A 26454-nucleotide genomic window follows, 5' to 3' on the forward strand; every position below is an offset into this window, starting at 1 on the left:
GTTGATGCTTTCTAAAGGAAAGGGTGTTTATTTTCTGGCTGAAATCCTTTTGAGGGGTGCTTTCTAAAAGAAACGGTGTTTATTTTCTGGCTGAAATCCTGTTGAGGGGTGCTTTCTAAAAGAAACGGTGTTTATTTCTGGCTGAAATCCTGTTGAGGGGTGCTTTCTAACGGAAAGCAAGCTTATTTTCTGGCTGAAATCCTTTTGATAAGTACTTTCTAAAGGAAAGCAAGCTTATTTTCTGGCTGAAATCCTTTTGAGAGATGCTTTCTAAAGGAAAGGATGTTTATTTTCGTGCCGAAATCCTTTTGATAAATACTTTCTAACGGAAAGCAAGCTTATTTTCTTGCTGAAATCCTTTTGAGAGATGCATTCTAAAGGAAAGTGTGCCCATAATCGAGCTAAAATCCTTTTGAGAAGTGCCATCTAAAGGAAAATGAACCTATTCTCTTCCAAAAATCCCGTGGATGAAAGGTTTCTAAAGGAAAATGAACCTAATCTCTTGCCAAAATCCCGTTGATAAATACTCTCAAAAGGAAAATGAGCTATTAGGTTGACCAATTTTCCCCACCTTCTTAGCAAGTTGGTTTTGTTTCTCCCACAAATATTCATAATAAAAAAGAAGGGTATAGTATTGCACCCCAAAAGGTAAATTTTGGTGTACCTCCTATCCCCTCTTTTTTATTATATATTAGCTTTCTTCAGTTCCTTCTGGTAAAAGAACATTCCCAGCTTTATATGTTTTCTTAAATTTAAATACAAAATAGATGGCTGTCAATACAAAACATACTACCATTACAGAAAGTAATACAGTGGCATTAGACCACATGACGCTGAAATTGCCATTTGTAATTACTTCCTTAAATCCACTAATGGAATACGCCATTGGTAAGAAATGGTTGATTGCTTGTAGTGGCTCCGGAATTAATTCTAGTGGGAACGTACCTGCACTTCCTGTTAATTGTAGAATTAAGATGATAATCGCAAGAAATCTTCCTGGATTATCCATTGTTGTCGTCAACAATTGAATGATGGCGATAAAGGTAAGGCTCGTAATAATCGAAAATCCGATAAATAACGGTACACTTTTCACCTGTAAATCCATTACGACTAACAATAGCCCAGAAGCAAGTAGTGCTTGAATTATCCCAACGATGACAAAAACACTTGTTTTGCTTAAGAACCAGGAGAAAGCAGTTTTTGGAACTCCTTGAGGATCACGTACCTGGAAGATTACAGTGAATGTTAATGCACCTACGAATAAGGCAAGTGATAAGAAATATGGTGTAAATCCAGTTCCATAGTTCGGTACCTCATTTATTGCATCCTTATTCAAATCTACTGGGTTGGCAAACATATTATAGGTACTTTCATTAGGATTCACATCCTCGGAATCTTTTGCTGCATCGTTTAACTGATCATGAAATTCTGATGCACCATCTGTTAATTCCTCTGTTCCTTCTTTAAGCTCGGTAGCACCATTCGCTAGTTTATTTGATCCATCCGCTAATTCAGTGGAACCAGATTCTAATTTTTCTGCCCCACTCGTTAATCCTTCTGCTCCGGTAAGTAATTTATCACTACCGCTATATGCTTCCATTAATTTATTGGAAAATGTTTGTAATCCTGATGCTAGCTGATTTTGCCCAGTTAATAGCTGATCTACACCGGTTTTTAATTGGCTAGAGCCATTATGAAGCTCAGATACACCATTCTTTAATGCGATTTGACCATCGGATAATGTACTAATATTTGTAGAAAGATCTGTTGCACCATCCGCTAACACAGTAGTGGAAGAAGCAATTTGTTGATTTCCTGCTTCAAGTGCTGCCGTTCCTTCAGACAATTGTTGAAGTGCTGCATTAAGTGCTGCTTGATTTTCCTCTGGAAGGCTCGCAATAAGTGGTGCTAATTGTTGCTGTAATGTCGCCACACCATTTTTTACTTCTGTTGCACCTTGGGAGGCTTCATCTGTTCCAGCTTGAAGCTGGTGAAGACCATCTGCTAATTGTTGCGAGCCCGCTTCAAGTTGATTACTACCAGCAACAGCTGCTTCCAGCTTATCTTCTAAAGTAGCTAATCCAGCATCTACTTGATTGATTCCATCCTTCAAGTCTGTTGCCCCTGACTTGGCTGTATTGGCACCATCCACTAACTGGGAACTAGCATCGGTAAGCTGTCCAAGGCCATCATGTAATGATTGCACACCACTAGCCAATTCTTTACTGCCAGATACCAATGTCGATGTTCCTTCGGAGAACGTAACTTGGTTTTCTGCAAGCAATGCTAAGTTTTCCTTCAATGTTCCGGTACCCTCATCAAGACTTTCGGCACCATTAAGTAATTCCTCTGATGCGTCATTTGCTGATTGGAATCCATCGGCCATTTTCATTAAATTGTCAAAAATGGTTTCTGCGTATGTTTCCGTTACATTTTCTTGCAAGGAAGCTTTGATTTCATTTACTGCAGAATTCCCAATTTGAGATGCTAAAAAGTTAAATCCCTCATTCGGAATATAATTAAGCGCAAGTTTTTTTGGCTGCTCATCCATAATGGTTGTCGCATTTTCCGAGAAATTGGCTGGAATTTCAATGAGCATATAATAATCTTTGTTTTCTAATTTATCATATCCTGTTTTTTCATCGACCAAATAGTAATCAAAATTATTTTCTTCCTGTAAATTTTCTACTAATTCTTTACCTAATTGAAGCTCTTCCCCGTTTAATTCGGCACCTTTATCATTATTGATGATCGCAACAGGCAAATTTTCTAAATGACCATATGGGTTCCAAAACGCATAGATGAACATTCCTGCATACATAAGTGGTATAAATAATATTGCAATGATGGAAATGAGTAATTTCTTGTTTGTAAAAATAGCCTTCCATTCTTTTGTAAACATCTGCTACCTCCTAATTCTAATTGACCACTTTGTTCATTTGGTCAATAAAGTGAAAAAAAGTAGGATTATCCATTTTCCTTTGACAATCCTTTAATAAAATATAATTCAAATAGATCGGCTATCTCTTCCTTTTCTAACGGTTGATGATGCTTTTCCCAATCACTAATTAAACTTATATACAACCGGAACGCGACAAATGCAGTTAATTCTGGATTGCATTGTTTAATATACTGCTTCTTTATCGCAATGCTAATATTCTCTGAAATAAAGGAAACAATTGCATCCTCAATTTCCTGTAGCATGTCACTTACAGCTGGAGTTTTCATTTCTTGCTCTTCCTGAATAAGTTTAATCATTAACTGATGCTGGCGACGAAATTGCAAAATTTCATATAGCACATAGTGAAGATTTTCAGAAAAAGATTTTTCTGGGTCTATCGTGCTATTTGCCTTTTTTATCATATCTTCAATTAGCTTACCCACAATTTCTTTAAATAGCTCTTCTTTATTTACAAAAAAGGTATAAATCGTCCCTTTTCCTACATTGGCTATTTTCGATACTTGGTCCATTGTCGTTGCCTTGTAACCAAATAAAGAAAATGATTTCGTTGCAGCATCAATAATTAATTGTTTTCGATCGACTACAGTCATAATTCACCTCCAAAATGACTATTTGAACATTTTGGTCATTAAGTACATTAGGAATCATAGCAAACTTTCATGTAATTGTCACGTCTTTTTTCTTTATTTTTTCTATCTTTTTCTTTCCAAAAAATGTTATTTCATCGGAACAGTGATACGCAAGAAAATTTCTGTAACTTTTCATCATAAGAAATGGGAAAAAGGAAAAACTTTTATTAAACCCGAGGGAAAGGAGTTTTCTTGACATGACAAAAAGTCCGAATAAAGGTAGCAAAAATCAAAATTCTCCACATTTACATGGAGCATCCCCTATTAGTGGCGACAGTAGTAAAGGAAACAAAAGAAATATTAAGGAACAAACCGATAAAACAGATGATTATTAATAAAAAAGTGAAAGGATGACTCGTTAATCCACGAGTCATCCTTTTGCAAATTTCAACATCTATTGGAAAGACAGATTATACTGTCGTTAAATAGCATTTCTCAAATTCATCAATTGCACATGGCTTACCGAATAAATATCCTTGTACATGGAAGCAATTTTGCTCTAGTAAAAAGGCAAGCTCTTCTTCTGTTTCTACGCCTTCGGCAATTACATCCATTTTTAAATGCTTTGCCATTTTGATCATCGCAATCGTAATCTCCGCATTTTCTGATTGACAGGATAAATTTTGAACGAAGGATTGGTCAATTTTAATTCCATCTAGTTTAAATGTTTTTAAATAATGAAAGGATGAATAGCCTGTACCAAAATCATCGATATAAATTTTAATACCGAGTGCCTTTAACTCGCGAAGGGTTTCCAAAATATATTCTTCGTTTTTCATTATTGAGTTTTCGGTAATCTCAAGCTCTAACCATTTTCCATCGAGCTGATATTCTTCTAACAAGCTCCGAACTTCCTTCGAAAAATCCTTTTGCAAAAAGCGTTGCGAACTAATATTCACCCCGATTGGAATTAACGGTATTCCTCTATTCCTCCAATTGTCAAGTAGCTCACATACTTTTCGTTTCATCCATTTTCCGAGTGGAATAATTAATCCACTTTCCTCTGCTAGTGGAATAAATTCACAAGGAGCAATTAATCCAAGCTGTGGATGCATCCAGCGGACTAATGCCTCTGCCCCGACTATTCTTCCTGTTTTTGTATTTACTCTTGGCTGCAAATGTACGACAAGCTCGTCCTTCAGTAACGCTTTACGCAAATCTCTTTCTAAAAGGAAGGAGTGATAATCTCGTTTATCCATTGAACGAGAATAAATTTGATACATATTCCTCCCTTGTTCCTTTGCATGATAAAGGGCAATATCTGCTTTTTTCATTAAATCCACCGCTGTCGTTCCTCCAGCTGGAAAAGTACTAATTCCAATACTTGCAGAGACAAATAGTTCATATTGCTCTACATAAATCGGATTTGCTAAATTCTCTAGCAGTTTGCGAGCAATGGTAACAGGCTCCTTTTGGTCTTCAAGTTTTGGAAAAAGCACCATAAATTCATCGCCACCTAATCGGGCGGCATATTGTTTTTCCTTATCGATACTTTTCAGCAAGCGTAAAGCTATTTGCTCAAGAAAACGATCTCCGATTAGATGTCCTAGCGTGTCATTGATATATTTAAACCGATCCAAATCAATAAACATGACAGCTAAATGGTGATTCTTCTGTTTTGCCTCTTGTAATGATTCATTCAATTTTTGCTCAATCCATCGTCTATTTGGTAAATCCGTTAATTCGTCATGATGTGCTAAATATGCATTCGTTTCTTGAATTCTTTTTTGCTCGCTAATATCTTTCCCAACCGAATAAACCCCTTTTATCTCTTCATCAATAATAATCGGGAAAAAAATAATAGTAAAAAATCGATCCTGACCAATTACGCTTTGGTTAATTAATTCTATTTCAAAATTTTGCGGATTTCCTTGAACAGCCATTTCAAAGTAAGAACCGTAAATTTTCGTATTCTCTTCTGTATTAAAGTCTGCATAGGTATAATACCCCATCGTCTCTTTTGTTAGTTCAAAAAGCTCCATAGCTTTTGGATTCATATCAATAATTTGACCTAGTTTATTATAAATAATGACATAATCTGGACTATGATCAAAGAGCGATTGATAATGTTGTTGATTAATTTTTAGCTTTTGTTGGATGGATCGTAGCTCAGAAATGTCATGGACTGTTCCCACGATTTCAGTTACAACATTATTTTTAACAATCGGAATGACATCGACATATAAATGCTTGCCATTTAGTTCCACCTCATAATTGGCACGGTTTCCTTTAAAGGCTTCCTCATAATGGATTTGTTTAAGCTCCGCTATTTCCTTAGGGAATACATCTTTTGGTGTATGATTCAAAAGGACATCCGATGTCGCAGCAATGTCAGCCATTAGCTTACCTTCTGACATAGTATAAACTATATTACCTTTAGCATTTTTCTCCATTTTAAATATCCCATTTTGGAGATTCATCATTGTCGTTACAAAATCAATCTGCATTTTGGATTGAAGATGCTGTTCCATAAGGACGCGTTCTGTTATATCCATTCGGACAGCAACATATTGATATGGCTTATTATCTGCATCCATAAAAGGAAAAATTGTAGTTTCCTCCCAGTAAAGCGTGCCATCCTTTGCTCGATTACAAATTTCTCCCTTCCATATTTCGCCCTTTCGAATCGTCTCCCATAAATCTTGAAAATATGCTTTTTCATGATAACCAGAGTTAAGCATTTGATAACTATTCCCGATCAATTCCTCTGATTGGTATTTTGATAGACTACAAAACCTTTGATTCACAAAGGAAATGATTCCATTAGCATCGGCGACATCAATAATCGTTATTTCATCAACCGAAAATTTTATATTTTCTAATGTATTAGCCATTCCTTCTAGCAAATCAACTTTTTGATTATTTTCTGCTTCTATTAATTCCTTCACTAAAATAACCGTATATTTCTCGTCTTCTATCGTAAGAGTCTGAGTTTGAATAAACAATGGAAATAGCTGTTGGTTTTCTCTAACTCCTAGCATATTTTGCTCCATTTCATTTCCAAAGAAACTCGTGAGGTTTGGTATAAGTAAGGAAATTGCTTTTCCAATTACATCCTCAATTTTTTTGCGAAATATCATTTCCGCCTTCGTATTCATATATATAATAATTCCAAGTTGATCAACGACCAATATTCCGTCTGATAACATGCGAAATAATGGATATAATGTATCGACTTTATTTCTAACGTTTTCTAGTTGATTATCCATATTCCCCACCTAACGTTGTTATAAAATCCGTTTTGCTTCCTTAAAATTAAAGAAGCTTAAAATATGGCTATTTAACCATTTTCTAATAAAAAACCTAATCTGTACAGTAGTATATTACTAGAAAATTTATCCTTTATTTTCATATGTATACAATGCATTCATTGGTACTCCTTTTACGTTCACATCTGTTGTTCGTTTGTTTTATTTGCTATCATAGAAAAAGCTACATTCGGAAAAATGAAATCATGAGGGGGAAAAACAGATGAAAATTAGACTTACGGACTATACACAAAAATGGGCAACGAGCTTTGCAGAAGAAGTATACGAGCTAAAATCCATTTTCGAAGATGATATTGTTGCCTTTGAACACTTTGGTAGTACTGCGGTACCAGGGATGAAAGCAAAACCGGTGATCGATATAATATGTATCGTAAAAGAAATTGAAAAAGTGGATTTATATAATGAACGGATGAAGGCTTTATCCTATGAGGTTGCTGGCGAATGGGGAATTAGCGGAAGGAGACTATTCCGTAAAGGTGGAGAAAATCGAACCCACCATCTCCATTTTTACCAAGAAGGCAATCCCGAGATTGAACGGCATCTTATTTTCCGGGATTATCTTCTCGAACATCCAGAAGAAGTTCGGAAATACAGTGAATTTAAAGAAATATTAGCAAATCAATACGAAATGACACAGGATTATAGTCCTGCGAAAAAGGCATTCGTATCAGAAATGGAAAACAGAGCAATTGCCTGGTACAAAAACACGAATGTAGGAAAATACGAATAACGATTTCTATAAAAAAGTACAATTGCTATATTACTAGTTATCTGTTTTCGTATAGATTTGCTTGTTCTAAAAAGAGAGCAAACTGAATACACTTCGCGCATCGATTCGGTGAGCGACGAGGCTAACTGCGGCTCATTTAATAATTCTATCTCATGAAATAAAAACAATCCTTTAGAAAACAGCATAATCGTTTGGTTGATTTTTCATCTGTATCACTATTTTAATTAGCTGGAACTTGCCTTAAAAGCAAGCCCCAGCCCCTTCGTTATTACTCTATCCACTGCACAATATCCTGAATGGATTTTCTTGTTTTTGGTCTTTTTGGATCATTTGCTCGATAACCAAAGGCAACCATTACCGATACAGCTAAGCGTCCATTTTCTAACAAATCTTCTCTTGTCAAAATTTCTTGGATTTTCTCCATATCAAAGCCTTCCATTGGACAGGAATCAATCCCTAGTAATGCGGCGGTTGTCATCATATTAGCTAATGCAATATACGTTTGCTTGCTAGCCCAATCGAGCATTGTTCTTTCACTTTCTAAAAGCTTTAAATCATGCTCTTGGAAAGTTTTGTATCTGCCCTGAATCGCTTCAAACACCTCAGGAGGAAATCCGTGTACGTTGATCATTTGATTACGTACATATTCGGAATCATATTTTACATCCATCATTGTTCGTGCGAGAATCACAACAAAATGACTTGCGGTAGGTGCCTGACCTTGAGCTCCCCAAGCATGCTTTCGAATTTCCTCTCTTAGCTCTGGCTTTTGAATTACAAGGAATTTCCATGGTTCATATCCACAGGAGCTTGGCGACAATCTCGCCGCTTCTAAAATTAATTGAAAATCCTCATCGGAAATTTTTTTATTTGGATCAAATGCTTTTGTCGCATGACGAAATTGAAAGGCTGCTAATATTTCTTTTCTTTTAATTACTTTTTCCTCCATAATTATCACTCCCTTATGTATGATCGTATACTTATTCTTATACTTTCTCCTGGTACATGAATAAATATGAAAAGGATTATTTCATACAAAAGCATTTTATCGTTTTTGCAAAAAGAAAAAAAGAATTCTGCTTGCACCATTATTTGCGCAGAATTTTTATGTGTACGTTGAATTATTTTACTAGTTTTTTCAAATCTTCAAGAAAGGCTGTAACGGTTTCTTCTTTCGTTGCCCATGATGTTACTAACCGGATCGAAGAATGGGTTTCATCTACTTTTCCCCAAACTAAAAATGCATAATTTTTTTGAAGTTCTACAATTGTATCATTTGGCAAAATCGGAAAAATTTGATTGGTCGAGGATTCGGTTAAAAATGATAGGTTTGCTTCACGTAAACCTCGCTTTAGCTTTGCAGCCATCGTATTCGCATGGGTTGCCAATTCAAAGAATAAGTTATCTTTAAATAACTCCATAAATTGAATCCCTAGCAATCTTCCTTTTGCAAGAAGTGCCCCCCTTTGCTTCATATAAAAACGAAAATCTTCCTTTAAATGATCGCGACAAATAACTAATGCCTCACCAATTAATGCACCATTTTTTGTCCCGCCAATATAGAAAGCATCAACTAAACTTGGTAGGTCATGCAAACTTACGTCATTTTCCTCCGAACATAATGCAGAGCCAAGGCGTGCGCCATCCATAAATAAAAATAAATGATGTGCTTCACAAAATTGTTTCAGCTCCATAAGCTCTTGTTTACGGTATAATGTTCCAATTTCGGTTGAATTAGAAATATAGACAAGTTTCGGCTTCACCATATGCTCATCCTCATGTGCTTCTAATACTGCTTGAACATGTGCAGGTGTTAGTTTTCCATCAACTGTGTCAATGGAAATGACTTTATGACCAGTTGCCTCAATTGAGCCTGTTTCATGGGTAAAAATATGACCGCTTGTTGCAGAGATAGCAGCTTCATGTGGGCGCAAAAAGGCAGCAATCGCAACAAGATTCGTTTGCGTACCGCCAGTTAATAAATGCACCGCGACATTAGAATTTCGCACACTTTGTTTAATTAATTCGATTGCTTTTACTGAATATTGATCTTCTCCATAGCCATTTTCCTGTACTAAATTGGTTTCTACTAATGCTTGTAAAATACTTGGATGTGCACCCTCACTATAGTCATTCTTAAAGCTGTACATTTCGTAACCTCCAGATAACCTTTTTTTGCCATTATATCACTATTTTCTATGAAAATTGGGTCAACTTTCTATTGATAGCGTTTTCCTCAAAAAATATTTTTCCTCATACAAAAGCCTCAAAAATGGGAGCAATCCAACATTTTTTGAGGCTAATAATCGTTTTATATTATTTTGAAATTATGAAAGTCGTGCTTTAAAATCTTGATAGCCGAATTTCTTTACAATATGGCAGTCGCCATTTTTATCTTGAAGTGCAATCGTAGGTAACGCCATTCCATTGAAGGTATTCGTTTTTACCATCGAATAAATTGCCATATCTCCAAAAACAAGACGATCACCATAGGATAGTGGCTTATCAAAGGAATAATCTCCAATTACGTCACCAGCAAGGCACGTTTGCCCGCCAAGTCGATACGTATATGGTTTTTCCCCTGGTTCGCCAGATTCAAGTAACGGCGGGCGATAAGGCATTTCTAATACATCTGGCATATGACAAGTTGCCGATGTATCAAGAATCGCAATGTCGATACCATTGTTGACAGTATCTAGCACACTAGTTACCAAATAACCTGCATTTAATGCGATTGCCTCGCCTGGCTCTAAATAAACCTTCAAATTATACTTATCTTGCATCCGTTTAATACAGTTTTCTAATAACGGGATATTGTAGCCTTCTCGTGTAATATGATGTCCACCACCAAAATTAATCCATTCCATTTGTGGTAGCCATTGGCCAAATTTTTCTTCTACGGCATCCAATGTTGTTGCTAAATCATCTGCATCTTGCTGGCAAAGCGTATGGAAATGTAAGCCAGACACATTAGCTAATAAATCTGGTCGGAAATTTTTCTCGGTTACACCAAATCTCGAGCCAGGAGCACAAGGATCATAAATTTCATGACCTTCCTGTGTCGAGTGTTCTGGATTGATGCGGAGCCCAATTTTTTTTCCAGCCGTTATCACTCTTTCTCCAAATCTCTCAAGCTGAGAAAAGGAATTAAAAATAATATGATCACAAAGGGCGATAATTTCATCAATTTCATCTTCACGGTAGGCTGGAGCAAAGACATGATTCTCTTTCCCCATTTCTTCATAGCCTAGACGAGCTTCATATAAACCACTTGCTGTTGTACCGCTTAAATATTCACCAATTAGCGGATAGGTAGCAAACATTGAGAATGCCTTTTGTGCCAAAATAATCTTACATCCTGTTCGTTCCATGACACCGTTTAGGATTTTCAGATTTTTCTCTAGTAGATTTTCATCTACAACAAAGCTTGGCGTTGGTAAATCATTGAATCGCATTAGTCCACTAACTCCGGATCAAAGCTTTCTTTCCAAGGAAGTCCCCATTTGTTTAGAGCTTCCATGAATGGATCTGGATCAAACTCTTCCATATTGTAAACTCCAGCTTTGTTCCATTTTCCTGTTAAAATCATCATGGCACCTATCATGGCAGGTACACCTGTTGTGTAAGAAACTGCTTGTGAACCAACTTCACGATAACATTCTTCATGATCACAAACATTATATAGGTAGTAAGTCTTCTCTTTTCCATCTTTTTTTCCACGGAAAATAACGCCAATATTCGTTTTTCCTTTTGTACGTGGTCCAAGAGATGCTGGATCAGGTAGGACTGCTTTTAAAAATTGTAATGGAATAATTTGCTTTCCTTCAAATTCGATTGGTTCAATGGAAGTCATTCCAACATTTTCTAGTGCTTTTAAATGTGTTAAATAGCTTTGACCAAATGTCATGAAGAAACGAATTCTCTTCACGCCAGGAATGTTCAATGCTAGTGATTCAATCTCTTCATGGTGCAACAAGTACATATCCTTTTCACCAACTTCTGGGAAGTTGTAGACACGTTTAATTTCCATTGGTTTAGTTTCTACCCATTGACCGTTTTCCCAATAACTACCGTTAGCAGATACTTCACGAATATTGATTTCAGGGTTGAAGTTTGTAGCAAATGGATAGCCGTGATCCCCTGCGTTACAGTCTAGAATATCTATGTATTCTATTTCATCAAAATGATGCTTTAATGCATAGGCAGAGAATACACTTGTTACGCCTGGATCAAAACCGCTTCCTAATAATGCAGTAATTCCAGCTTCTTCAAAACGCTCACGGTACGCCCATTGCCAGCTGTATTCAAATTTTGCAGTATCTTCTGGCTCATAGTTTGCAGTATCTAAATAATGTGTTTTTGTTGCAAGACATGCATCCATAATTGCTAAATCTTGGTATGGTAATGCTAAGTTTACGACAATATCTGGTTTTACTGCTTCGATTAATGCAATTAATTCCTCTACATTGTTTGCATCTACTTGTGCAGTTGTAATTTTTGTTTTGCCACCATCCAATTTTTCTTTTAATGCATCACATTTCGCTTTCGTACGGCTTGCAATACAAATTTCCTCGAATACTTCGCTATTTTGTACCATTTTGTGAATGGCAACAGATGCTACGCCGCCAGCTCCAATAACAAGTGCTTTTCCCATTATTCTATCTCCTATCATCTAAAATTTTCCAAATAAAAAAGCAAGTGCATCACGCGCTCGTTGCGTATCACTTGCTTCGATATAAAATAATATTAAAAAAGCGTAAGGATAAACCTGAACTTATTCAGGGATATGCTTCTGCCATAACATTCAAATAATCTATGGAAAAAAAGCTTTTTAATATTCAAGTATATCATTGACCATTTAGAGTCTATATAGCAAATAATTACTTTTACTACTCTTATTGACCGTTTCACAAGTTGATATGCATTTGCACTGGTTGTAAAGTAACCAACTTATAAAATTTGAGCTTTTAACTCAATCAATAAGGCAACCAAAGTTGCCAATCGGCATTTGACCAGGCACACCGTTGCCTAATTTCCCTCAAGATGAGGAGGTCAAAATTATCTGCTTGGAAAGACTCTATCTCTTGAATATTTGCTTTCCAAATTAACAACTAGTTCATATTACCAAGTTCCTATGAAAATTTCAATAAAAAATAACAAATTTCTATGAAATTATTTTATTTTTTTCTTAAATGCCCTCCATATGCAAATATAGGTCCATAGAAAAAGGATATCCAATTTCCGCTGGATATCCTTTTTCTGTTACGCGTACATTGCTGCGATTTGTTTTTGTAGATCGTTATTTCCTAAATATTCGTCATAGGTCATTTGTTTATCAACTAGACCATTTGGTGTAATTTCTAGAATTCGGTTTGCGATAGTTTGAATGAATTGATGGTCATGTGATGTAAACAGGATGGATCCTTTGAAATTGATTAGTCCGTTATTTACAGCTGTGATGGATTCTAAGTCTAAATGGTTTGTTGGTTCATCTAGTATTAGTACATTCGCACCACTTAGCATCATTTTTGAAAGCATACAGCGAACTTTCTCTCCTCCGGAAAGTACACTTGCTTTTTTCAATACTTCTTCCCCTGAGAATAGCATTCTTCCTAAAAATCCTCTTAAGAAGCTTTCACTTTCATCCTTCGGTGAGAATTGACGCAACCAATCTACTAATGTAAGGTCACTATTTTCAAAGAACTCGGAGTTGTCCTTAGGAAAATATGCTTGTGAAGTAGTGATTCCCCATTTATAAGAGCCACTATCTGCTTCTAATTCACCCATCAAAATTTTAAAAAGTGTTGTTTTGGCAAGCTCATTCATACCAACAACCGCAATTTTGTCATCTTTATTCATCGTAAAACTAATATTATCTAGTACTTTTACGCCATCGATTGTTTTTGTTAATCCTTCGACACGTAGTAAATCATTTCCGATTTCGCGTTCTGGTGTAAAGCCAACATATGGATAGCGACGAGAAGATGGACGGATGTCATCTAATGTAATTTTATCTAGTAACTTTTTACGAGATGTTGCTTGTTTTGATTTTGATGCATTCGCACTAAATCTTGCAATAAAGCTTTGCAGCTCCTTAATTTTTTCTTCTTTTTTCTTATTCGCATCTGACGCCATTTTTGCCGCTAATTGACTGGACTCATACCAAAAATCATAGTTACCTACATAAATTTGGATTTTTCCGTAATCAAGATCCGCAATATGTGTACATACTTTATTTAAGAAATGACGGTCATGCGATACGACAATAACAGTATTTTCAAAGTTAATTAAAAATTCCTCAAGCCATTGAATTGCTTGAATGTCTAGATGGTTAGTAGGCTCGTCAAGTAGAAGTACATCTGGCTTGCCGAATAATGCTTGTGCAAGCAATACCTTCACTTTTTCAGCACCTGATAGATCTGCCATCTTTTTCTCATGAAGGTCTTCATCAATACCTAAACCTTTTAACAGGATGGCTGCTTCGGATTCTGCCTCCCAACCGTTAAGTTCTGCAAACTCCCCTTCTAGTTCTGCAGCTTTCATACCATCTTCATCGGTAAAGTTTTCTTTCATATAGATAGCATCTTTTTCCTGCATTATTTGGTATAGTCTCGCATGCCCCATAATAACGGTCGTTAACACTTGGAAGTCTTCATATTCAAAATGGTTTTGTTTCAACACAGCTAGTCGTTCATTTGGTCCAAGTGATACATTCCCTGTCTGTGCTTCAATATCCCCAGATAAAATTTTCAAAAACGTAGATTTCCCGGCACCATTAGCACCAATAAGACCGTAGCAATTCCCAGGAGTAAATTTAATATTTACATCTTCAAACAACTTGCGGTCGCCATATCTTAAACTGACGTTACTTACTGTAATCATAATAAAATCCTCCAAGAACAAAATATCTATTAATTATACCATTAATTGAAGCGTTTCGCGAATTGTTTTCTTTTACCAAATAAAAAATGCCTGCTTCCACGTGGAATTTATACATTCCAGATGAAACAAGCATTTTTTCAGAAAAGAAAAAAGGACTCCTTTGGAGAGTCCTTTTTAAAAAGATTAAAGTTTAACTACGTTAGTAGCTTGAAGACCGCGTTGACCTTGCTCAGTGTCAAAAGAAACTTTTTGACCTTCTTCTAAAGTTTTAAAACCTTCGCCTTGGATAGCTGAGAAATGTACGAATACGTCGTCTCCACCTTGTACTTCGATGAAACCGAAACCTTTTTCTGCGTTAAACCATTTAACTGTACCTTGTTGCATAATGTGTAATCTCCTTATGTGGAACCTTATCCACGTTTTATTACTATTTGTGTTCATTTAGATATCAAAGGCGAAAAGTTTTAAAGACTTATTCTTTCCTTACATCCCGAACAAAAATAACATCCTTATTGTACCTCGTATTTTTTAAAAAAGCAACCTTTTGGAGAAAATATATTAAATTTAATTTAGATTTTTTTATGAATGATGGAAAGGAATAGATAAACTCATGTTTATAGCTACCCTTCCTTAGGACGTATACAGGTCTCGAAGGCAATCTTTCCATAAGTTGAGTGCATTGTACAAAAAAAACCGTTGATGCTTTTTACATCAACGGCAGTTTCTTTATCCTATTAAATTGACAAGATTTCTTCAATTTGTTGTAGAGTTTCTTCTTTTAACTTAACTCCAGATGCTTTAACGTTTTCCTCTAGTTGTTCTGGACGGCTTGCACCAACTAGCGCACTGGCAACGTTTGGCTGTCTTAAGATCCAAGCGATTGCTAGTTGCGATAGTGTGAGATTTTCCGTTTCTGCGATTTTTTTAAGATTTTCTACTTTTTCTAAGTTTTCTTCGGTTAGTACGTGATTCATGGACTGAATACTCTCTTGGGCAGCCCGGCTACCTGCAGGTGCTGCTTCGCCTTTTTTGTATTTTCCTGTCAAAACACCTTGTGCTAATGGGGAAAATACTACTTGACCAATTCCATGCTTTTCACTCACTGGAATAATTTCCTTTTCAATATTTCTATGCAGCATACTATAATTTGGTTGATTAACTACAATTCGATCCAATAGCTTTTTATCAGCAATATGAACAGCCTCACTCATTTGCTCTGCTGTCCATTCACTAACACCAAAGTAAAGCACTTTTCCTTGTCTAACCAAATCATCTAGTGCGCGTAATGTTTCTTCTAATGGTGTTTCAGGATGATAACGGTGACAATAATAGATGTCAATATAATCCGTTCCAAGTCTTTTTAAACTAGCATGACATTGCTCCATAATATGCTTACGTGATAGTCCAGCATCATTTGGACCATCGCCCATTTTCCCAAAAACCTTTGTAGCTAATACGTAGGAGCTTCTATCATATTTACTTAATGCTTTTCCTACTACCTTCTCTGCTTCCCCACGCATATAAACATTAGCCGTATCAAAAAAATTAATTCCTAGCTCATATGCTTTATCAATTGATGCTGTAGCATTATTTTCCTCCACATATCCACCATACGTTAACCAGCTGCCTAGACTTATTTCACTTACTTTAAGACCAGTATTACCTAAACGACGATACTCCATTTTCACGTACTCCCCTTTAAATATGAATTATTTCGGAATATGCTTGTATTCCTAACAGCTTCATTTTAACACGTATGCCCAAAAGTCTCTTCTAATAAGTACTGAAAATTTCAAAAAAAGAGGATGTTTTAATGATAAGAATAAATTGGATTTCTGTTTTAGGGGACGCTTTCCGCTTGCCTGGCTCGAGCCCTTCACTCCAATCAGTCTCCAAAATTATCCAATTATCGAAAGTTTAGGAATTTTCTCGAAAAATTTACTTCTGTACCAGCCTTCTTCTACCTTTCTATTAATTATACTTCCTATAATTCTGATAAAAACTTTAGCGTTCTACTAATTTCTTCGATATGATTTTTATCTGCCCAAAGAATGAAAAAGTTATATGTCATTCCGTTCAGTACGACTGGTGTTGGGTAACGTACAATTAGAGATGCTTGATGGTTCATTTGTGGCGGTTGATCTTCGGATGGAAAAATAAAACAAGCTTCCTCGTTTTGAATTTGCGTCGGAATAATATGTGGCTCTGATCCATAAGGCATCAATTGATGGTATGCGTCACTATGACATACCTCTTCTAACGATGCATTGGACGCAAGTGCAGAAACTTGGAAAAATCCATCCTCACCTTCAAAACGATCCTCAGAAAGTAATGATGGTGCCCAGCTAGCCGGAAATTGCAATTGTACTTTTAATCTTGTATTTGTATATGTTTGTTTCATCAGAGACGTTAGAACAGGAGACCATTGTAAGGAGACAATATTGCCACCCTTTACTAATGGAATTGGAACAAGATGATTAAGATCGAGTAACCAAATTTCACTCGCACCTGTTTCTAGTGTACATCCAGATAAATACGCAACCTTTCTCCCATTAGGAGTCCAAGTAACTGGTGTGCCATAACAATTCGATATCGCCACCGTTCGATCTCTCGTTCCTTGCTTATCAGTAGTTCGAATAAGAGAAAAATATCCCCTATCCTCAAAAGTACTGGAACTATAAGCAATACTCGAGAAATCACTAGACCATTCTGGATAATAATTTTTCCCAAGTGGTCCCCCCGGAACGTCAAAAATTCTTCCGGTTGCTAGTTCGATCGTCTTTAATAAGGATACACTCGCTCCTGGTGTAGTATAAAGCGCATAGGTTCCGTCTGGTGAAAGCCGGATATTGTTTCGCCTTCCTTCATTATTCTCGGTTAATTGTTGTTTACTGCTTCCATCACTTCGCATTCGGAATAACTGGCTGACTCCGAAAGCATCTGTTGCCTGAAATAAAAGTTCTTCCCCATTTGGGAACCATTGCACATCTGATACATTTTGCTGGCTTATTTTTTGCGCCTGGTGAGTTCCAACATGATAAATTGTGATTTCATTTTGTTTGGAATAGACTAGCTTTTGACTATCTGGTGACCAATCGACAAATACCCCAAGCCCTTCGGAAAACTGATCGATACTAGCAATGGTATTATTAGCTAGATTTATAACGTAAAGGATCGCGTTTTTACCAACAAATGCAATTTTACTACTATCTGGTGACCAGAACGGGATGGAAAAAGACTCCCCTAATCCTAAGGTAATTTGCTGGCTTGCACCATTACTCGGGTAATATAGCCATAGATCATAATTTCCACTTTGATTAGAAAAATAGGCAAGCCTTCCCTGACCGCCTGGTGGTGCATATGGAATGAGTAGTCTCATCCCTGGAAAAAGCACATCCGATGTTAGCTGATTTGCTTGGCGGAGCCGGTTTATGTTCACTTGTCCATTCGTCGTAACATTATATCGTCTCGCAATTAAATATAGTGAATCCCCAGGTTGCACGACATAATACGATACGCCAGGAGGAATCTTCAAAAGTTGTTCTGGAAAAATCACATATGGTGGCTGCAGTCCATTCGCAGCAATAATTACTGACGGGTCAATCCCATAAGCTTGGGCAATTTGATTAACAGTGTCCCCTTGCTTTACTCGATATACATCTACACCTGGTGGTATTGATAGTTGTTGGCCAACGAAAATTGTGTACGGTGGCGCAATATTATTTGCCGCTATTAAGGATTCCACTGGTAGGCTCCAGCGATTGGCAATGTTAAATAAAGTATCATTTGGCCGAACCGTATAAAAGCTTTGCATCAGATTCCCTCCCATTCTCCCTTTCATACTTTAAGTAAAAAATTGATTGAGCATTTGTCTACAATAAATCATTCATCCCAAAAGAATAATTAAATAGTACATACTAAATTCCCACGAAATATTTAGCTTCCATCCAACTGTATGCATCAGGCTTTTCCTGTATGAATGTTTCTACTTAATATAGTAGATTTAACTTGGGTGAAACTAACCATCGCTTTTTGATTCGACAGCAATTTAGAAAAAGAACGAGAAGAATTCGAGTTATTTTTTAAAATAGTCTTTAAAATACGAACGTTTTGTAATATAATTTAATTAATGTTCGATAATACCCCTTATAATCCTAGTAATAAGGTCTAGGAGTTTCTACAGAGTAACCGTAAATTACTCTACTATGGACGGTAGTATATTCTTAGGAATAACCGCTCCGTTTACGCATAGCGGTTTTTTTATTTTCTAAGAGCCTTCCATTTTGTTCGGGGATGGAAAAGGAGAAGAAGGATGGAAGATTTACTGAAAGATTTTTTAGCAGCTATAAGTGTAGTACTGAACGGTTTACCACAAGGATTACTCGCATTATCGTTCGGGTTTGCATCCGTACCAACCGCTCTCGCATTTATTGTTGGCGCATTGGGTAATGCCTTTACAAGCAATGTTGCCGTTATCTCCTTTCAAGCGGAGACAATTAGTGTAGCAGGAACAATGGGAAAAAATATGCGTGAACGTTTGTCGATGATTTTCTTTGGAGCGCTCCTATTAGTAGTTATCAGCTGTTTCGGTTTAATGGAACAAATTGTTTCATGGATTGGACCAGTTATTACGAACGGGATGATGGCTGGGGTAGGTTTCATGTTGGCGAGGATTGCCTGGGATATGGCAAAGAAAGATCGACTCGTTGGAATCACTTCTTTTATTAGTGCCTTGATTGTTTATGTTGCGACACAAGATTTAGTTTATACGATTACGATTTCTGTCGTTCTTTCTAGTATTGTTTATTACTTTACGAAAAAAGATGATGAATCAGTTGTAAAAAATATGGTAGAAGATAAATTTACATTGCAAAAATTTATCATTAATCCGACAGTTATTCGCGGAGCCCTTGCGCTTGTTTGTTTAAATATCGGGGCAAATATTGCGTTCGGTTCCATCAATGCAGGAATTGCTGGAGAAGATGTAAACATTGACACATTAACGATTATTAGTAGTTTAGCAGATATGGCTTCATCCTTATTCGGAGGAGGTCCTGTGGAAGTAATCATCTCGGCAACTGCTAGTGCACCACACGCTGTATGGGCAGGTGTCATTATGATGGTGATTATGGCAGCAATACTACTTCTTAAGCTTTTACCGAAGATTGGAAAATTCGTTCCAAGTGCATCGATTGCAGGGTTTTTATTTGTATTAGGTGCTATCGTAACCTTACCTGGGAATGCGACGACCGCTTTAACTGCGGAAGGTGCAGGTTCTCCGATTATTGCAGGCGTCACAATGATTGTAACTGCCATTTCGGATCCGTTCTTTGGATTACTAGCTGGTGTGATTATGGAATTTTTATTAGGATTATTTGGCATTTAATTTTTCATAAAAAAATGAGGTGTACATTTGATGAATACATATAAATTACAGGTTGCAGGTGTCATACGCGAATTACCGATTATTCCGATTGCCGAAAATCTTAAAATTGCTAGTTTCGTATTATTAGGAGACACAGAAATGGTAACGGCCACTGCCCCACTTTTAGCAGAAAAATTACCTGCTGTGGATATTCTTGTTACAGCGGAAGCAAAAGGCATTCCATTAATATACGAGCTTGCAAAAGAACGAAATATGCCTCATTATGTTGTTGCTAGAAAAAGCGTCAAACCATATATGGACAATCCATTAATCAATGAGGTCGTTTCGATCACTACACAGAAGGAGCAATTACTTTGCTTAGATCAGAAGGATGCACAGCTATTAGCTGGTAAACGAGTAGCAATAATTGATGATGTGATTAGTACTGGGGAATCCATTCGTGCATTAGAGGAACTGGTAACAAAAGCTGGCGGAACAGTAGTTGCAAAGGCGGCTATTCTTGCCGAAGGAGATGCTACCGAACGTAGTGATATTATTTATTTAGAAAAATTACCGATATTTACCGAATTATAATTTATCTCTTAAAATATGAAAAAATAACAGGTAAACTCTCATGCCATTGGTTAAAGCATACCACCGGTTTGAGAGTTTTTTTCTTTATTACTTTTTTTTACAATCATTTGAAATTATTTCACGAAATTAATATTGAAAGGAAAACTGATTGTGATAATATATATAGTTGTTTTGTAACTTTTTTAAAGAAAATGAGGGAAAATTTCATATGGAAATGACCGCTACAGCTAAGAAAGACTCTTCAGTTCTACTAGATATACCTTTCATGATACTTGGTACATTCATGTCTGCATTTGGACTCAATATGCTGACGATACCAGCGGGAATGTTATCTGGAGGATTAACAGGAATCTCACAAATTATTAATCATTTCTTTCCAGTAAATGTTGCTTTTTTCTATTTTGTATTAAATATACCTCTACTTATTTTAGGATTTATTCATTTAGGAAAAAAATTTAGTGCCTACACGATTTTTTCAACAGTATTAGTATCAATATTTCTTTATGTGCTTCCGATCCAACATTTTTGGACAGATAATATTTTACTCTCGGCAATCTTTGGTGGAGTATTCAACGCATTAGGCTGTGGACTTGTCCTTCGGAGAGGTGGATCACAAGGTGGTCTTGATATTTTATCAAGAGTCATCTCAAAATATAAAAATATTACGGTCGGAAAATCCAATTTAATTATAAATGGTATTATCGTTGTCATTTCTGGGTTTATTTACGGTAGTGAAATAGCATTATATACGATTGTGTATTTATTTGTGAATATGAAAACCTATAATATTATTTTAAATCATGTAGATCGTATCTCCTTACTGATTGTCACGGAAAAAGGGGAAGCTGTTAGTAATGCAATTACCCATGAAATGCACCGTGGGACTACGATTTGGAATGCAAGTGGAGGCTATACACATCATGAAAAATCGGTTTTATATTGTGTGATTATGAAGGGTGAAATGCATCAATTTAAGAAGATTGTAAAGTCAGTAGATCCTAGTTCCTTTGTGAGTATTATATCGACACAGAATGTTATTGGGAGATTTCATCAAATTTGGTAAATCAACGAATAGAAGCTGTCGAAAAATATATTTTTCGACAGCTTCTTTTATCCCCACCCTACTCCATTAATTTAAAAAGTTGTCTCTAATAATTTTGTCATAAAAAAACTATTTGGATCTTCTTTATAATTGGCAAAAGGCGGACAGTATTGAAATCCAAAGCTTTCATAAAGTTTTCTTGCTGGCTCAAAGGCTGCCATTGAACCAGTTTCTAAACTTATTCGTTGATAGCCACGTCGTTTCGCTTCCTCTAATAGATGGGAAAGTATTTGCTTTGCCACCCCTTTTCGAAGATGGGTAATAGCCGTTCGCATCGATTTTATCTCACCGTGTGCCGGGTCAAGCTCTTTTAATGCTCCACATCCAAGCAATTCCTCATTCTCCCAGGCACAATAAAATGTTATATCGGAACCTTTCAATGCTTCCAAACCAAGAGCATGAATACTTTCTGGTGGAGAATGTTGTTTCATTCCACGAAGATGCTCATCAATTAAAATTTTCACTTCTGCTCGCTCTAAATTATCGATCTTAATCTCCATACATTTCCCCTTTTACATTTAAATCAGGCGATTTATTAAATGTTATAATTATACAATATTTTTAAATATAAAATAGTGAACATTTAGAAAAAATTACATATCTCTTTTTATTAACGAAGAATAAAATAGTACTACAGGTAAAAAGTAATAAATAGTGTTAACCTTTAACACTATTATTCCATGTGGAGGGATTTACTTTGAAAACTCTTTTCCGCTTAATTTCCAAAATAAATATTTTGTTGATGAAGCTGGCATTTGCCATAAGCTACAGAACTGCATGGATACAGACTATCCTACGAATGCCAGCCGTATCTTAAGCAAAAAGGGTCTTACACAAGTCACATAATCTTATTCACATTGGATGAAGAAAAAGGTAAGCATACGGTGTGCTTATCTTTTTCTGTTTTATAAGTTGTTATGCCATTCTGCTTTAATTTTCAAACCACATGCCCCCTTTTGTTCCCATACTTACGTTCGAGCATCTTTTATTGCATTTTTCGATTGAAGCGTTATAATGGACTATGCTAAAAAAATCGTTTTATTTTTTTTTGCCATTTTACTATTATCATATTCTATAGGTAATTCCAAAAAATAGTGAAGCAGTTATATGCTTGTGATTGGAATTCCAAAGAGTTTACAACGAGAGGAAGATATGAATGGAAAAGCTTTCGAAATCGAAAGCAATCATGAGCATTGCATTAGTAGTCCTTGTATGGGGTTTAGTTTGGCCAATTTATAAAGTGGCTATCGAATATACACCTCCTTTATTATTTGCTGGAATGCGGACATTGTTGGGAGGCATTTTATTATCCATTTTTCTCTTTCCAAAGTGGAAGGAAATTCAATGGAAAAAAACATGGCCAGTCTATGTTATTTCATCTTTTTTCAATATCATTATTTTTAATGGTGTGCAAACGATCGGTTTACAATATTTACCGTCGGGCTTATTTTCTGTAATCGTTTATTTACAGCCAGTACTAGTTGTGCTACTTGCATGGTTATGGCTAAAGGAATCTTTAACATTCATGAAAATAATTGGAATGTTAATCGGATTTATCGGTGTCGTTATTGTTAGTTTTGATGGAATTTCAGGTTCGATTTCATTTCTTGGGATTACATTAGCTTTAATAACTGGTATCGGTTGGGCGATAGGTGTCGTCTATGTGAAGAAAACAAGTGGACTAGTGAATGGACTATGGCTAGTTGCACTACAAAATATTGTAGGTGGCGTCTTATTAACCGCTTCTGGAATGGTCGTAGAAGATTTTTCAGAAATCACTTGGAATATGCCATATGTATTCTCCCTACTATACGGAAGTATTTTAGGTGTAACAGTTGCTACAGCACTCTACTACAAGCTAATGAGTTCTGGTGAGTCCAGTAAAGTTAGTTCCTTTACTTTCTTAGTCCCATTAATTGCGGTATTAATTGGAACACTATTTTTACATGAACCATTTACAATTAACTTGTTCGCAGGAATGATACTTATTCTATTCAGTATTTATTTAATTAACCGCAAACAATTGAAAAAAGCACCAATGCAGCCATTAGATAAAGTAGGAAATTTCTAATTGAGAAAAAGGGACTAGCTATATTAAAATGTATTACTAGTCCCTTATTCATATATTTTATTCCCCTATTCCATAGTTAAGATGCTTCTTCCTCATCTCCGCTGTAACCATTTTCCCAATAATCGGCATTTTTTACGCCTAACTTACTAGAATTATAGCGCGGATCGAGTCCCTTCTTCTTTTGGATTTCATAATCCTTCAATGCTTGGATTGCAGGTTTATAGAGGAAAACGATCGCAATTAAATTCAGCCACACCATTAATCCAAGACCAATATCTCCAAACGTCCATGCTAGTTTTGCTTCTCGAATGGCACCAAACATAGTCGATGCTAACAAAACAATTTTTAAAACAAACATTATAACCTTTTTATTCCTGTTTCCTAATAAATACACAACATTGACCTCCGAGATGTAATAGTAGGCCATAATTGTGGTGAATGCAAAGAAAAATAGTGATATTGCGACAAAAGGCGAGCCAAAACCGGATAAATTAGCGTCAATCGCCGTCTGCGTATAATTAGGTCCTACCTCTACCTGCTGTCCAATATTATCGACTAAAAGGGTTTCCCCATCAGCAGCATAAACATTAAAGGAGCCGGTAAAAATAATCATAAAAGCAGTTGCTGAGCAGACGAGCAGTGTATCAATATAGATGGAAAAGCTTTGTACTAATCCTTGTTTAGCTGGATGGGAAACCTCTGCTGCTGATGCTGCATGTGGACCAGTTCCTTGGCCAGCTTCATTGGAATAGATTCCCCGCTGTACTCCCCAAGAAATTGCACTCCCAATTATTCCACCAAATACTTGATTCATGCCAAATGCACTAGAAAAGATAAGCTGAAATACTGCAGGAACTTTTTCGATATTCATGACAATAATGATCAGTGCTACTAATATGTAACCAAGTGCCATAAAAGGAACAATCAATTGTGCCGTATTTGCAATCCGCTTTAAGCCACCAAAAATAATAAAAGCTAAACAAAGAATAATAAGAATACCTGTAATCCACTTATTTAACGAAAATGCTTGCTGAAAGCTAGAAGCAATCGCATTTGACTGTACGCCGGGCATTAGAATCGCCATTGCAATCAATGCTGCGACGGCAAAGATTATCCCATACCACCGATACCCGAGTCCTTTTTCAATATAGTAGGCAGGACCACCACGATATTCTCCGTCTTGCTTTGTTTTGTAAATTTGTCCTAATGTGGACTCTACGAAAGAGGTAGCTGCTCCAAAAAATGCAATTAACCACATCCAAAACACGGCACCTGGTCCACCATAGGCTATAGCTGTTGCTACCCCAGCAATATTTCCTGTACCTACCCTACCAGATAAAGCAACCGACAATGCTTGAAACGAAGAAACTCCTGCCTTTGAGCTTTTTCCTTTAAACATTTGTACAACCATGTCCTTAATTAGCCTTACTTGGACAAATCGAGTCATAATGGAAAATATGACACCAACCACAATGATGAAAACAATCAATACCGGACTCCATAACACATTATAAACGGAATTTGCGATGTTACTAATCCACTCAGTCACATTGTCCCCTCCATTTTCGCAATATTTTATACAACTCGTTTCAAATAGTAATTATAGATTATTCTGTATAATCAAACAATAAACAAACCAAAATTTCCTACGAATTACCTATTACCAATAAATACATCTGTTTTTTGCTAGAATGAGCTTCATCTAAAAATGATAACAACATATTTTTTTCCATTATTGGACATATTACATAATACAAATTACATATAGGACAAACTTTTAGGAGGAAGCATCATGAATGACAGTCCGAGTCATAATCAAATGCCTAGCACCGAAATGGGAAAATTATGGGCTACTTATATGGGGAACTCGATGGCAATCCAAGTGTTAAACTACTATCAAAACCATTGTGAAGACCCAGAAATCAAAAACGTCCTTGCAGATGCATTGAAATTATGCCATTTCATCATTGAAAGTATTACTGATTTTTACCAACAGGATCATTTTCCAATCCCGTTCGGATTTAATGAAAAAGACGTAAATTTAACTGCACCAAGATTGTTTTCTGATGAATTTTATCTGCATTATTTAAAATATACGAGTAAAGCAGGTATGAATTTATATTCCATTGCTATTCCACTTATGGTCCGTGAACATATTCGAGAATTTTTTATCAAAGTATTAGCGGACACTGTTAAACTAGTAACAAAAGTAAATGAGCTATTACATTCTAAAGGATATTTATTCCTGCCCCCTTCCTTACCTGTCCCAGACAAAAGGAAGAATGTAGAAGGTCAAAGCTTTTTAAATGGCTTCTTTGGAAAAGTTCGAACTCTTCATGCTCTTGAGGTAACACATCTTTACGATAATATTGAAAATAATGTTACGAGTAAAGCATTGTTATTAGGATTTAGCCAAGTGGCAAAAAACGACAAAGTTAAAAAGTTTCTCATTCGCGGGAAGGAATTAACCACTAAACACATTGAATTATGTTCCGGGCAGCTACATAAAGACGATTTACTCGCGCCTTCCTTTTTGGATGAGCTTGTTCATATTACAACCGTTGCTCCGTTTTCCGACAAGCTGATGCTATGGCATAAAATTGATATGTTTACAATGAAAATCAGGTCCTATGCCAATGCATTGTCCCTTAATGGAAGACGTGATATTTCTGCTCTGTATTTACGATTGTTAAAGGATATTGGCTTATATGTAGAAGATGGGGCAAATATTATGATAGGACAAGGTTGGATGGAACAAATACCACTCGCAATTGACCGAACTAATTTACACAAAAATTAACTAATGGGATTGTCCGCTCACAAAACCTAAATCAGTCGTGGACAATCCCA

The 26454-nt window shown here is 36.2% G+C and carries 20 protein-coding genes and 1 riboswitch; of the genes, 7 read left to right on the top strand and 13 right to left on the bottom strand.

Translation table 11 applies throughout. From position 1 onward, the window contains the following. Positions 1-691: 691 nt before the first annotated feature. On the bottom strand, positions 692-2902 hold the full coding sequence (locus OEV98_RS15535; protein ID WP_263074275.1) for a YhgE/Pip domain-containing protein: 2211 nt from the start codon (positions 2900-2902) through the stop codon (positions 692-694). A 65-nt stretch (positions 2903-2967) separates the two neighbouring features. Then, positions 2968-3552 (bottom strand): TetR/AcrR family transcriptional regulator, encoded by a 585-nt coding sequence (locus OEV98_RS15540; RefSeq protein WP_263074276.1) that lies wholly within the window; start codon positions 3550-3552, stop codon positions 2968-2970. Positions 3553-3788: 236 nt separating this feature from the next. Between OEV98_RS15540 and OEV98_RS15545 the strand changes: the two genes are divergently transcribed. After that, the gene (locus OEV98_RS15545; protein ID WP_263074277.1) at positions 3789-3926 is read left to right on the top strand and encodes a hypothetical protein; all 138 of its coding nucleotides are present in this window, start codon (positions 3789-3791) and stop codon (positions 3924-3926) included. A gap of 75 nt (positions 3927-4001) precedes the next feature. Here the strand turns inward: OEV98_RS15545 and OEV98_RS15550 are convergent, their stop codons facing one another. Further along, positions 4002-6800, bottom strand: a complete 2799-nt coding sequence (locus OEV98_RS15550; protein ID WP_263074278.1) for a bifunctional diguanylate cyclase/phosphodiesterase — start codon at positions 6798-6800, stop codon at positions 4002-4004. Between the two features lie 262 nt (positions 6801-7062). Here OEV98_RS15550 and OEV98_RS15555 point away from each other — a divergent pair, with 262 nt between their 5' ends. Beyond that, positions 7063-7590 (top strand): GrpB family protein, encoded by a 528-nt coding sequence (locus OEV98_RS15555; protein WP_263074279.1) that lies wholly within the window; start codon positions 7063-7065, stop codon positions 7588-7590. A gap of 268 nt (positions 7591-7858) precedes the next feature. On the opposite strand, the gene OEV98_RS15560 is transcribed toward OEV98_RS15555, so the two are convergent. The 8 genes from OEV98_RS15560 to OEV98_RS15595 form a co-directional block, all read right to left on the bottom strand. Next, a complete protein-coding gene (locus tag OEV98_RS15560) occupies positions 7859-8539 on the bottom strand; it encodes an NAD(P)H-dependent oxidoreductase (protein ID WP_263074280.1) in 681 nt (226 codons plus the stop codon). A gap of 172 nt (positions 8540-8711) precedes the next feature. Then, the gene (locus OEV98_RS15565; protein ID WP_263074281.1) at positions 8712-9740 is read right to left on the bottom strand and encodes a threonine aldolase family protein; all 1029 of its coding nucleotides are present in this window, start codon (positions 9738-9740) and stop codon (positions 8712-8714) included. A 177-nt stretch (positions 9741-9917) separates the two neighbouring features. Beyond that, positions 9918-11045 carry a carboxynorspermidine decarboxylase gene (gene nspC, locus OEV98_RS15570; RefSeq protein ID WP_263074282.1) on the bottom strand — a complete coding sequence of 376 codons (1128 nt, stop codon included), beginning with the start codon at positions 11043-11045 and terminating at the stop codon, positions 9918-9920. After that, positions 11045-12244: a saccharopine dehydrogenase family protein gene (locus OEV98_RS15575; RefSeq protein ID WP_263074283.1), complete on the bottom strand. Its 1200-nt coding sequence runs from the start codon at positions 12242-12244 to the stop codon at positions 11045-11047. Before OEV98_RS15575 ends, nspC begins: the two co-directional genes overlap by 1 nt. Positions 12245-12852: 608 nt before the next feature. Continuing rightward, entirely contained in the window at positions 12853-14472 is a 1620-nt protein-coding gene (locus OEV98_RS15580) for an ABC-F family ATP-binding cassette domain-containing protein (RefSeq protein WP_263074284.1), read from the bottom strand. Positions 14473-14655: 183 nt separating this feature from the next. Then, positions 14656-14856, bottom strand: a complete 201-nt coding sequence (locus tag OEV98_RS15585; RefSeq protein WP_263074285.1) for a cold-shock protein — start codon at positions 14854-14856, stop codon at positions 14656-14658. A gap of 350 nt (positions 14857-15206) precedes the next feature. Then, the gene (locus OEV98_RS15590; RefSeq protein ID WP_263074286.1) at positions 15207-16154 is read right to left on the bottom strand and encodes an aldo/keto reductase family protein; all 948 of its coding nucleotides are present in this window, start codon (positions 16152-16154) and stop codon (positions 15207-15209) included. A gap of 302 nt (positions 16155-16456) precedes the next feature. Continuing rightward, entirely contained in the window at positions 16457-18286 is a 1830-nt protein-coding gene (locus OEV98_RS15595; protein ID WP_263074287.1) for a LysM peptidoglycan-binding domain-containing protein, read from the bottom strand. 310 nt (positions 18287-18596) lie between these two features. After that, a riboswitch (purine riboswitch) is annotated at positions 18597-18698 on the top strand. Between the two features lie 86 nt (positions 18699-18784). Between OEV98_RS15595 and OEV98_RS15600 the strand changes: the two genes are divergently transcribed. The 3 genes from OEV98_RS15600 to OEV98_RS15610 all read left to right on the top strand — a co-directional run bounded on the left by OEV98_RS15600 (position 18785) and on the right by OEV98_RS15610 (position 21494). Continuing rightward, positions 18785-19858 carry an NCS2 family permease gene (locus OEV98_RS15600; RefSeq protein WP_263074288.1) on the top strand — a complete coding sequence of 358 codons (1074 nt, stop codon included), beginning with the start codon at positions 18785-18787 and terminating at the stop codon, positions 19856-19858. A gap of 30 nt (positions 19859-19888) precedes the next feature. Beyond that, entirely contained in the window at positions 19889-20431 is a 543-nt protein-coding gene (locus OEV98_RS15605; RefSeq protein ID WP_263074289.1) for a phosphoribosyltransferase family protein, read from the top strand. Between the two features lie 208 nt (positions 20432-20639). Next, complete coding sequence (locus OEV98_RS15610) at positions 20640-21494, top strand: YitT family protein (protein ID WP_263074290.1); 855 nt, start codon at positions 20640-20642, stop codon at positions 21492-21494. A 71-nt stretch (positions 21495-21565) separates the two neighbouring features. On the opposite strand, the gene OEV98_RS15615 is transcribed toward OEV98_RS15610, so the two are convergent. Next, the gene (locus OEV98_RS15615) at positions 21566-22033 is read right to left on the bottom strand and encodes a GNAT family N-acetyltransferase (protein ID WP_263074291.1); all 468 of its coding nucleotides are present in this window, start codon (positions 22031-22033) and stop codon (positions 21566-21568) included. Positions 22034-22689: 656 nt separating this feature from the next. On the opposite strand from OEV98_RS15615, the gene OEV98_RS15620 reads away from it, so the two are divergent. Continuing rightward, on the top strand, positions 22690-23604 hold the full coding sequence (locus tag OEV98_RS15620) for a DMT family transporter (RefSeq protein ID WP_263074292.1): 915 nt from the start codon (positions 22690-22692) through the stop codon (positions 23602-23604). A 76-nt stretch (positions 23605-23680) separates the two neighbouring features. Here OEV98_RS15620 and OEV98_RS15625 read toward each other — a convergent pair whose 3' ends face one another. Further along, the gene (locus tag OEV98_RS15625) at positions 23681-25141 is read right to left on the bottom strand and encodes an alanine/glycine:cation symporter family protein (protein ID WP_263074310.1); all 1461 of its coding nucleotides are present in this window, start codon (positions 25139-25141) and stop codon (positions 23681-23683) included. A gap of 255 nt (positions 25142-25396) precedes the next feature. Between OEV98_RS15625 and OEV98_RS15630 the strand changes: the two genes are divergently transcribed. Further along, on the top strand, positions 25397-26404 hold the full coding sequence (locus tag OEV98_RS15630) for a DUF3231 family protein (RefSeq protein WP_263074293.1): 1008 nt from the start codon (positions 25397-25399) through the stop codon (positions 26402-26404). Positions 26405-26454 lie beyond the last annotated feature (50 nt).

The organism is Perspicuibacillus lycopersici (assembly GCF_025660475.1).
In the GTDB taxonomy this organism is placed as follows: Bacteria; Bacillota; Bacilli; order Bacillales; family Caldibacillaceae; genus Perspicuibacillus; species Perspicuibacillus lycopersici.

What these genes read in the sequence shown, in the direction of transcription:
- OEV98_RS15615 (WP_263074291.1), bottom strand. Translation starts at nt 22,033, where the DNA reads ATGGAGATTAAGATCGATAATTTAGAGCGAGCAGAAGTGAAAATTTTA.
- OEV98_RS15590 (WP_263074286.1), bottom strand. Translation starts at nt 16,154, where the DNA reads ATGGAGTATCGTCGTTTAGGTAATACTGGTCTTAAAGTAAGTGAAATA.
- OEV98_RS15550 (WP_263074278.1), bottom strand. Translation starts at nt 6,800, where the DNA reads ATGGATAATCAACTAGAAAACGTTAGAAATAAAGTCGATACATTATAT.
- nspC (WP_263074282.1), bottom strand. Translation starts at nt 11,045, where the DNA reads ATGCGATTCAATGATTTACCAACGCCAAGCTTTGTTGTAGATGAAAAT.
- OEV98_RS15600 (WP_263074288.1), top strand. Translation starts at nt 18,785, where the DNA reads ATGGAAGATTTACTGAAAGATTTTTTAGCAGCTATAAGTGTAGTACTG.
- OEV98_RS15565 (WP_263074281.1), bottom strand. Translation starts at nt 9,740, where the DNA reads ATGTACAGCTTTAAGAATGACTATAGTGAGGGTGCACATCCAAGTATT.
- OEV98_RS15560 (WP_263074280.1), bottom strand. Translation starts at nt 8,539, where the DNA reads ATGGAGGAAAAAGTAATTAAAAGAAAAGAAATATTAGCAGCCTTTCAA.
- OEV98_RS15620 (WP_263074292.1), top strand. Translation starts at nt 22,690, where the DNA reads ATGGAAAAGCTTTCGAAATCGAAAGCAATCATGAGCATTGCATTAGTA.
- OEV98_RS15630 (WP_263074293.1), top strand. Translation starts at nt 25,397, where the DNA reads ATGAATGACAGTCCGAGTCATAATCAAATGCCTAGCACCGAAATGGGA.
- OEV98_RS15545 (WP_263074277.1), top strand. Translation starts at nt 3,789, where the DNA reads ATGACAAAAAGTCCGAATAAAGGTAGCAAAAATCAAAATTCTCCACAT.
- OEV98_RS15595 (WP_263074287.1), bottom strand. Translation starts at nt 18,286, where the DNA reads ATGCAAAGCTTTTATACGGTTCGGCCAAATGATACTTTATTTAACATT.
- OEV98_RS15580 (WP_263074284.1), bottom strand. Translation starts at nt 14,472, where the DNA reads ATGATTACAGTAAGTAACGTCAGTTTAAGATATGGCGACCGCAAGTTG.
- OEV98_RS15585 (WP_263074285.1), bottom strand. Translation starts at nt 14,856, where the DNA reads ATGCAACAAGGTACAGTTAAATGGTTTAACGCAGAAAAAGGTTTCGGT.
- OEV98_RS15605 (WP_263074289.1), top strand. Translation starts at nt 19,889, where the DNA reads ATGAATACATATAAATTACAGGTTGCAGGTGTCATACGCGAATTACCG.
- OEV98_RS15535 (WP_263074275.1), bottom strand. Translation starts at nt 2,902, where the DNA reads ATGTTTACAAAAGAATGGAAGGCTATTTTTACAAACAAGAAATTACTC.
- OEV98_RS15555 (WP_263074279.1), top strand. Translation starts at nt 7,063, where the DNA reads ATGAAAATTAGACTTACGGACTATACACAAAAATGGGCAACGAGCTTT.
- OEV98_RS15575 (WP_263074283.1), bottom strand. Translation starts at nt 12,244, where the DNA reads ATGGGAAAAGCACTTGTTATTGGAGCTGGCGGCGTAGCATCTGTTGCC.
- OEV98_RS15540 (WP_263074276.1), bottom strand. Translation starts at nt 3,552, where the DNA reads ATGACTGTAGTCGATCGAAAACAATTAATTATTGATGCTGCAACGAAA.
- OEV98_RS15610 (WP_263074290.1), top strand. Translation starts at nt 20,640, where the DNA reads ATGGAAATGACCGCTACAGCTAAGAAAGACTCTTCAGTTCTACTAGAT.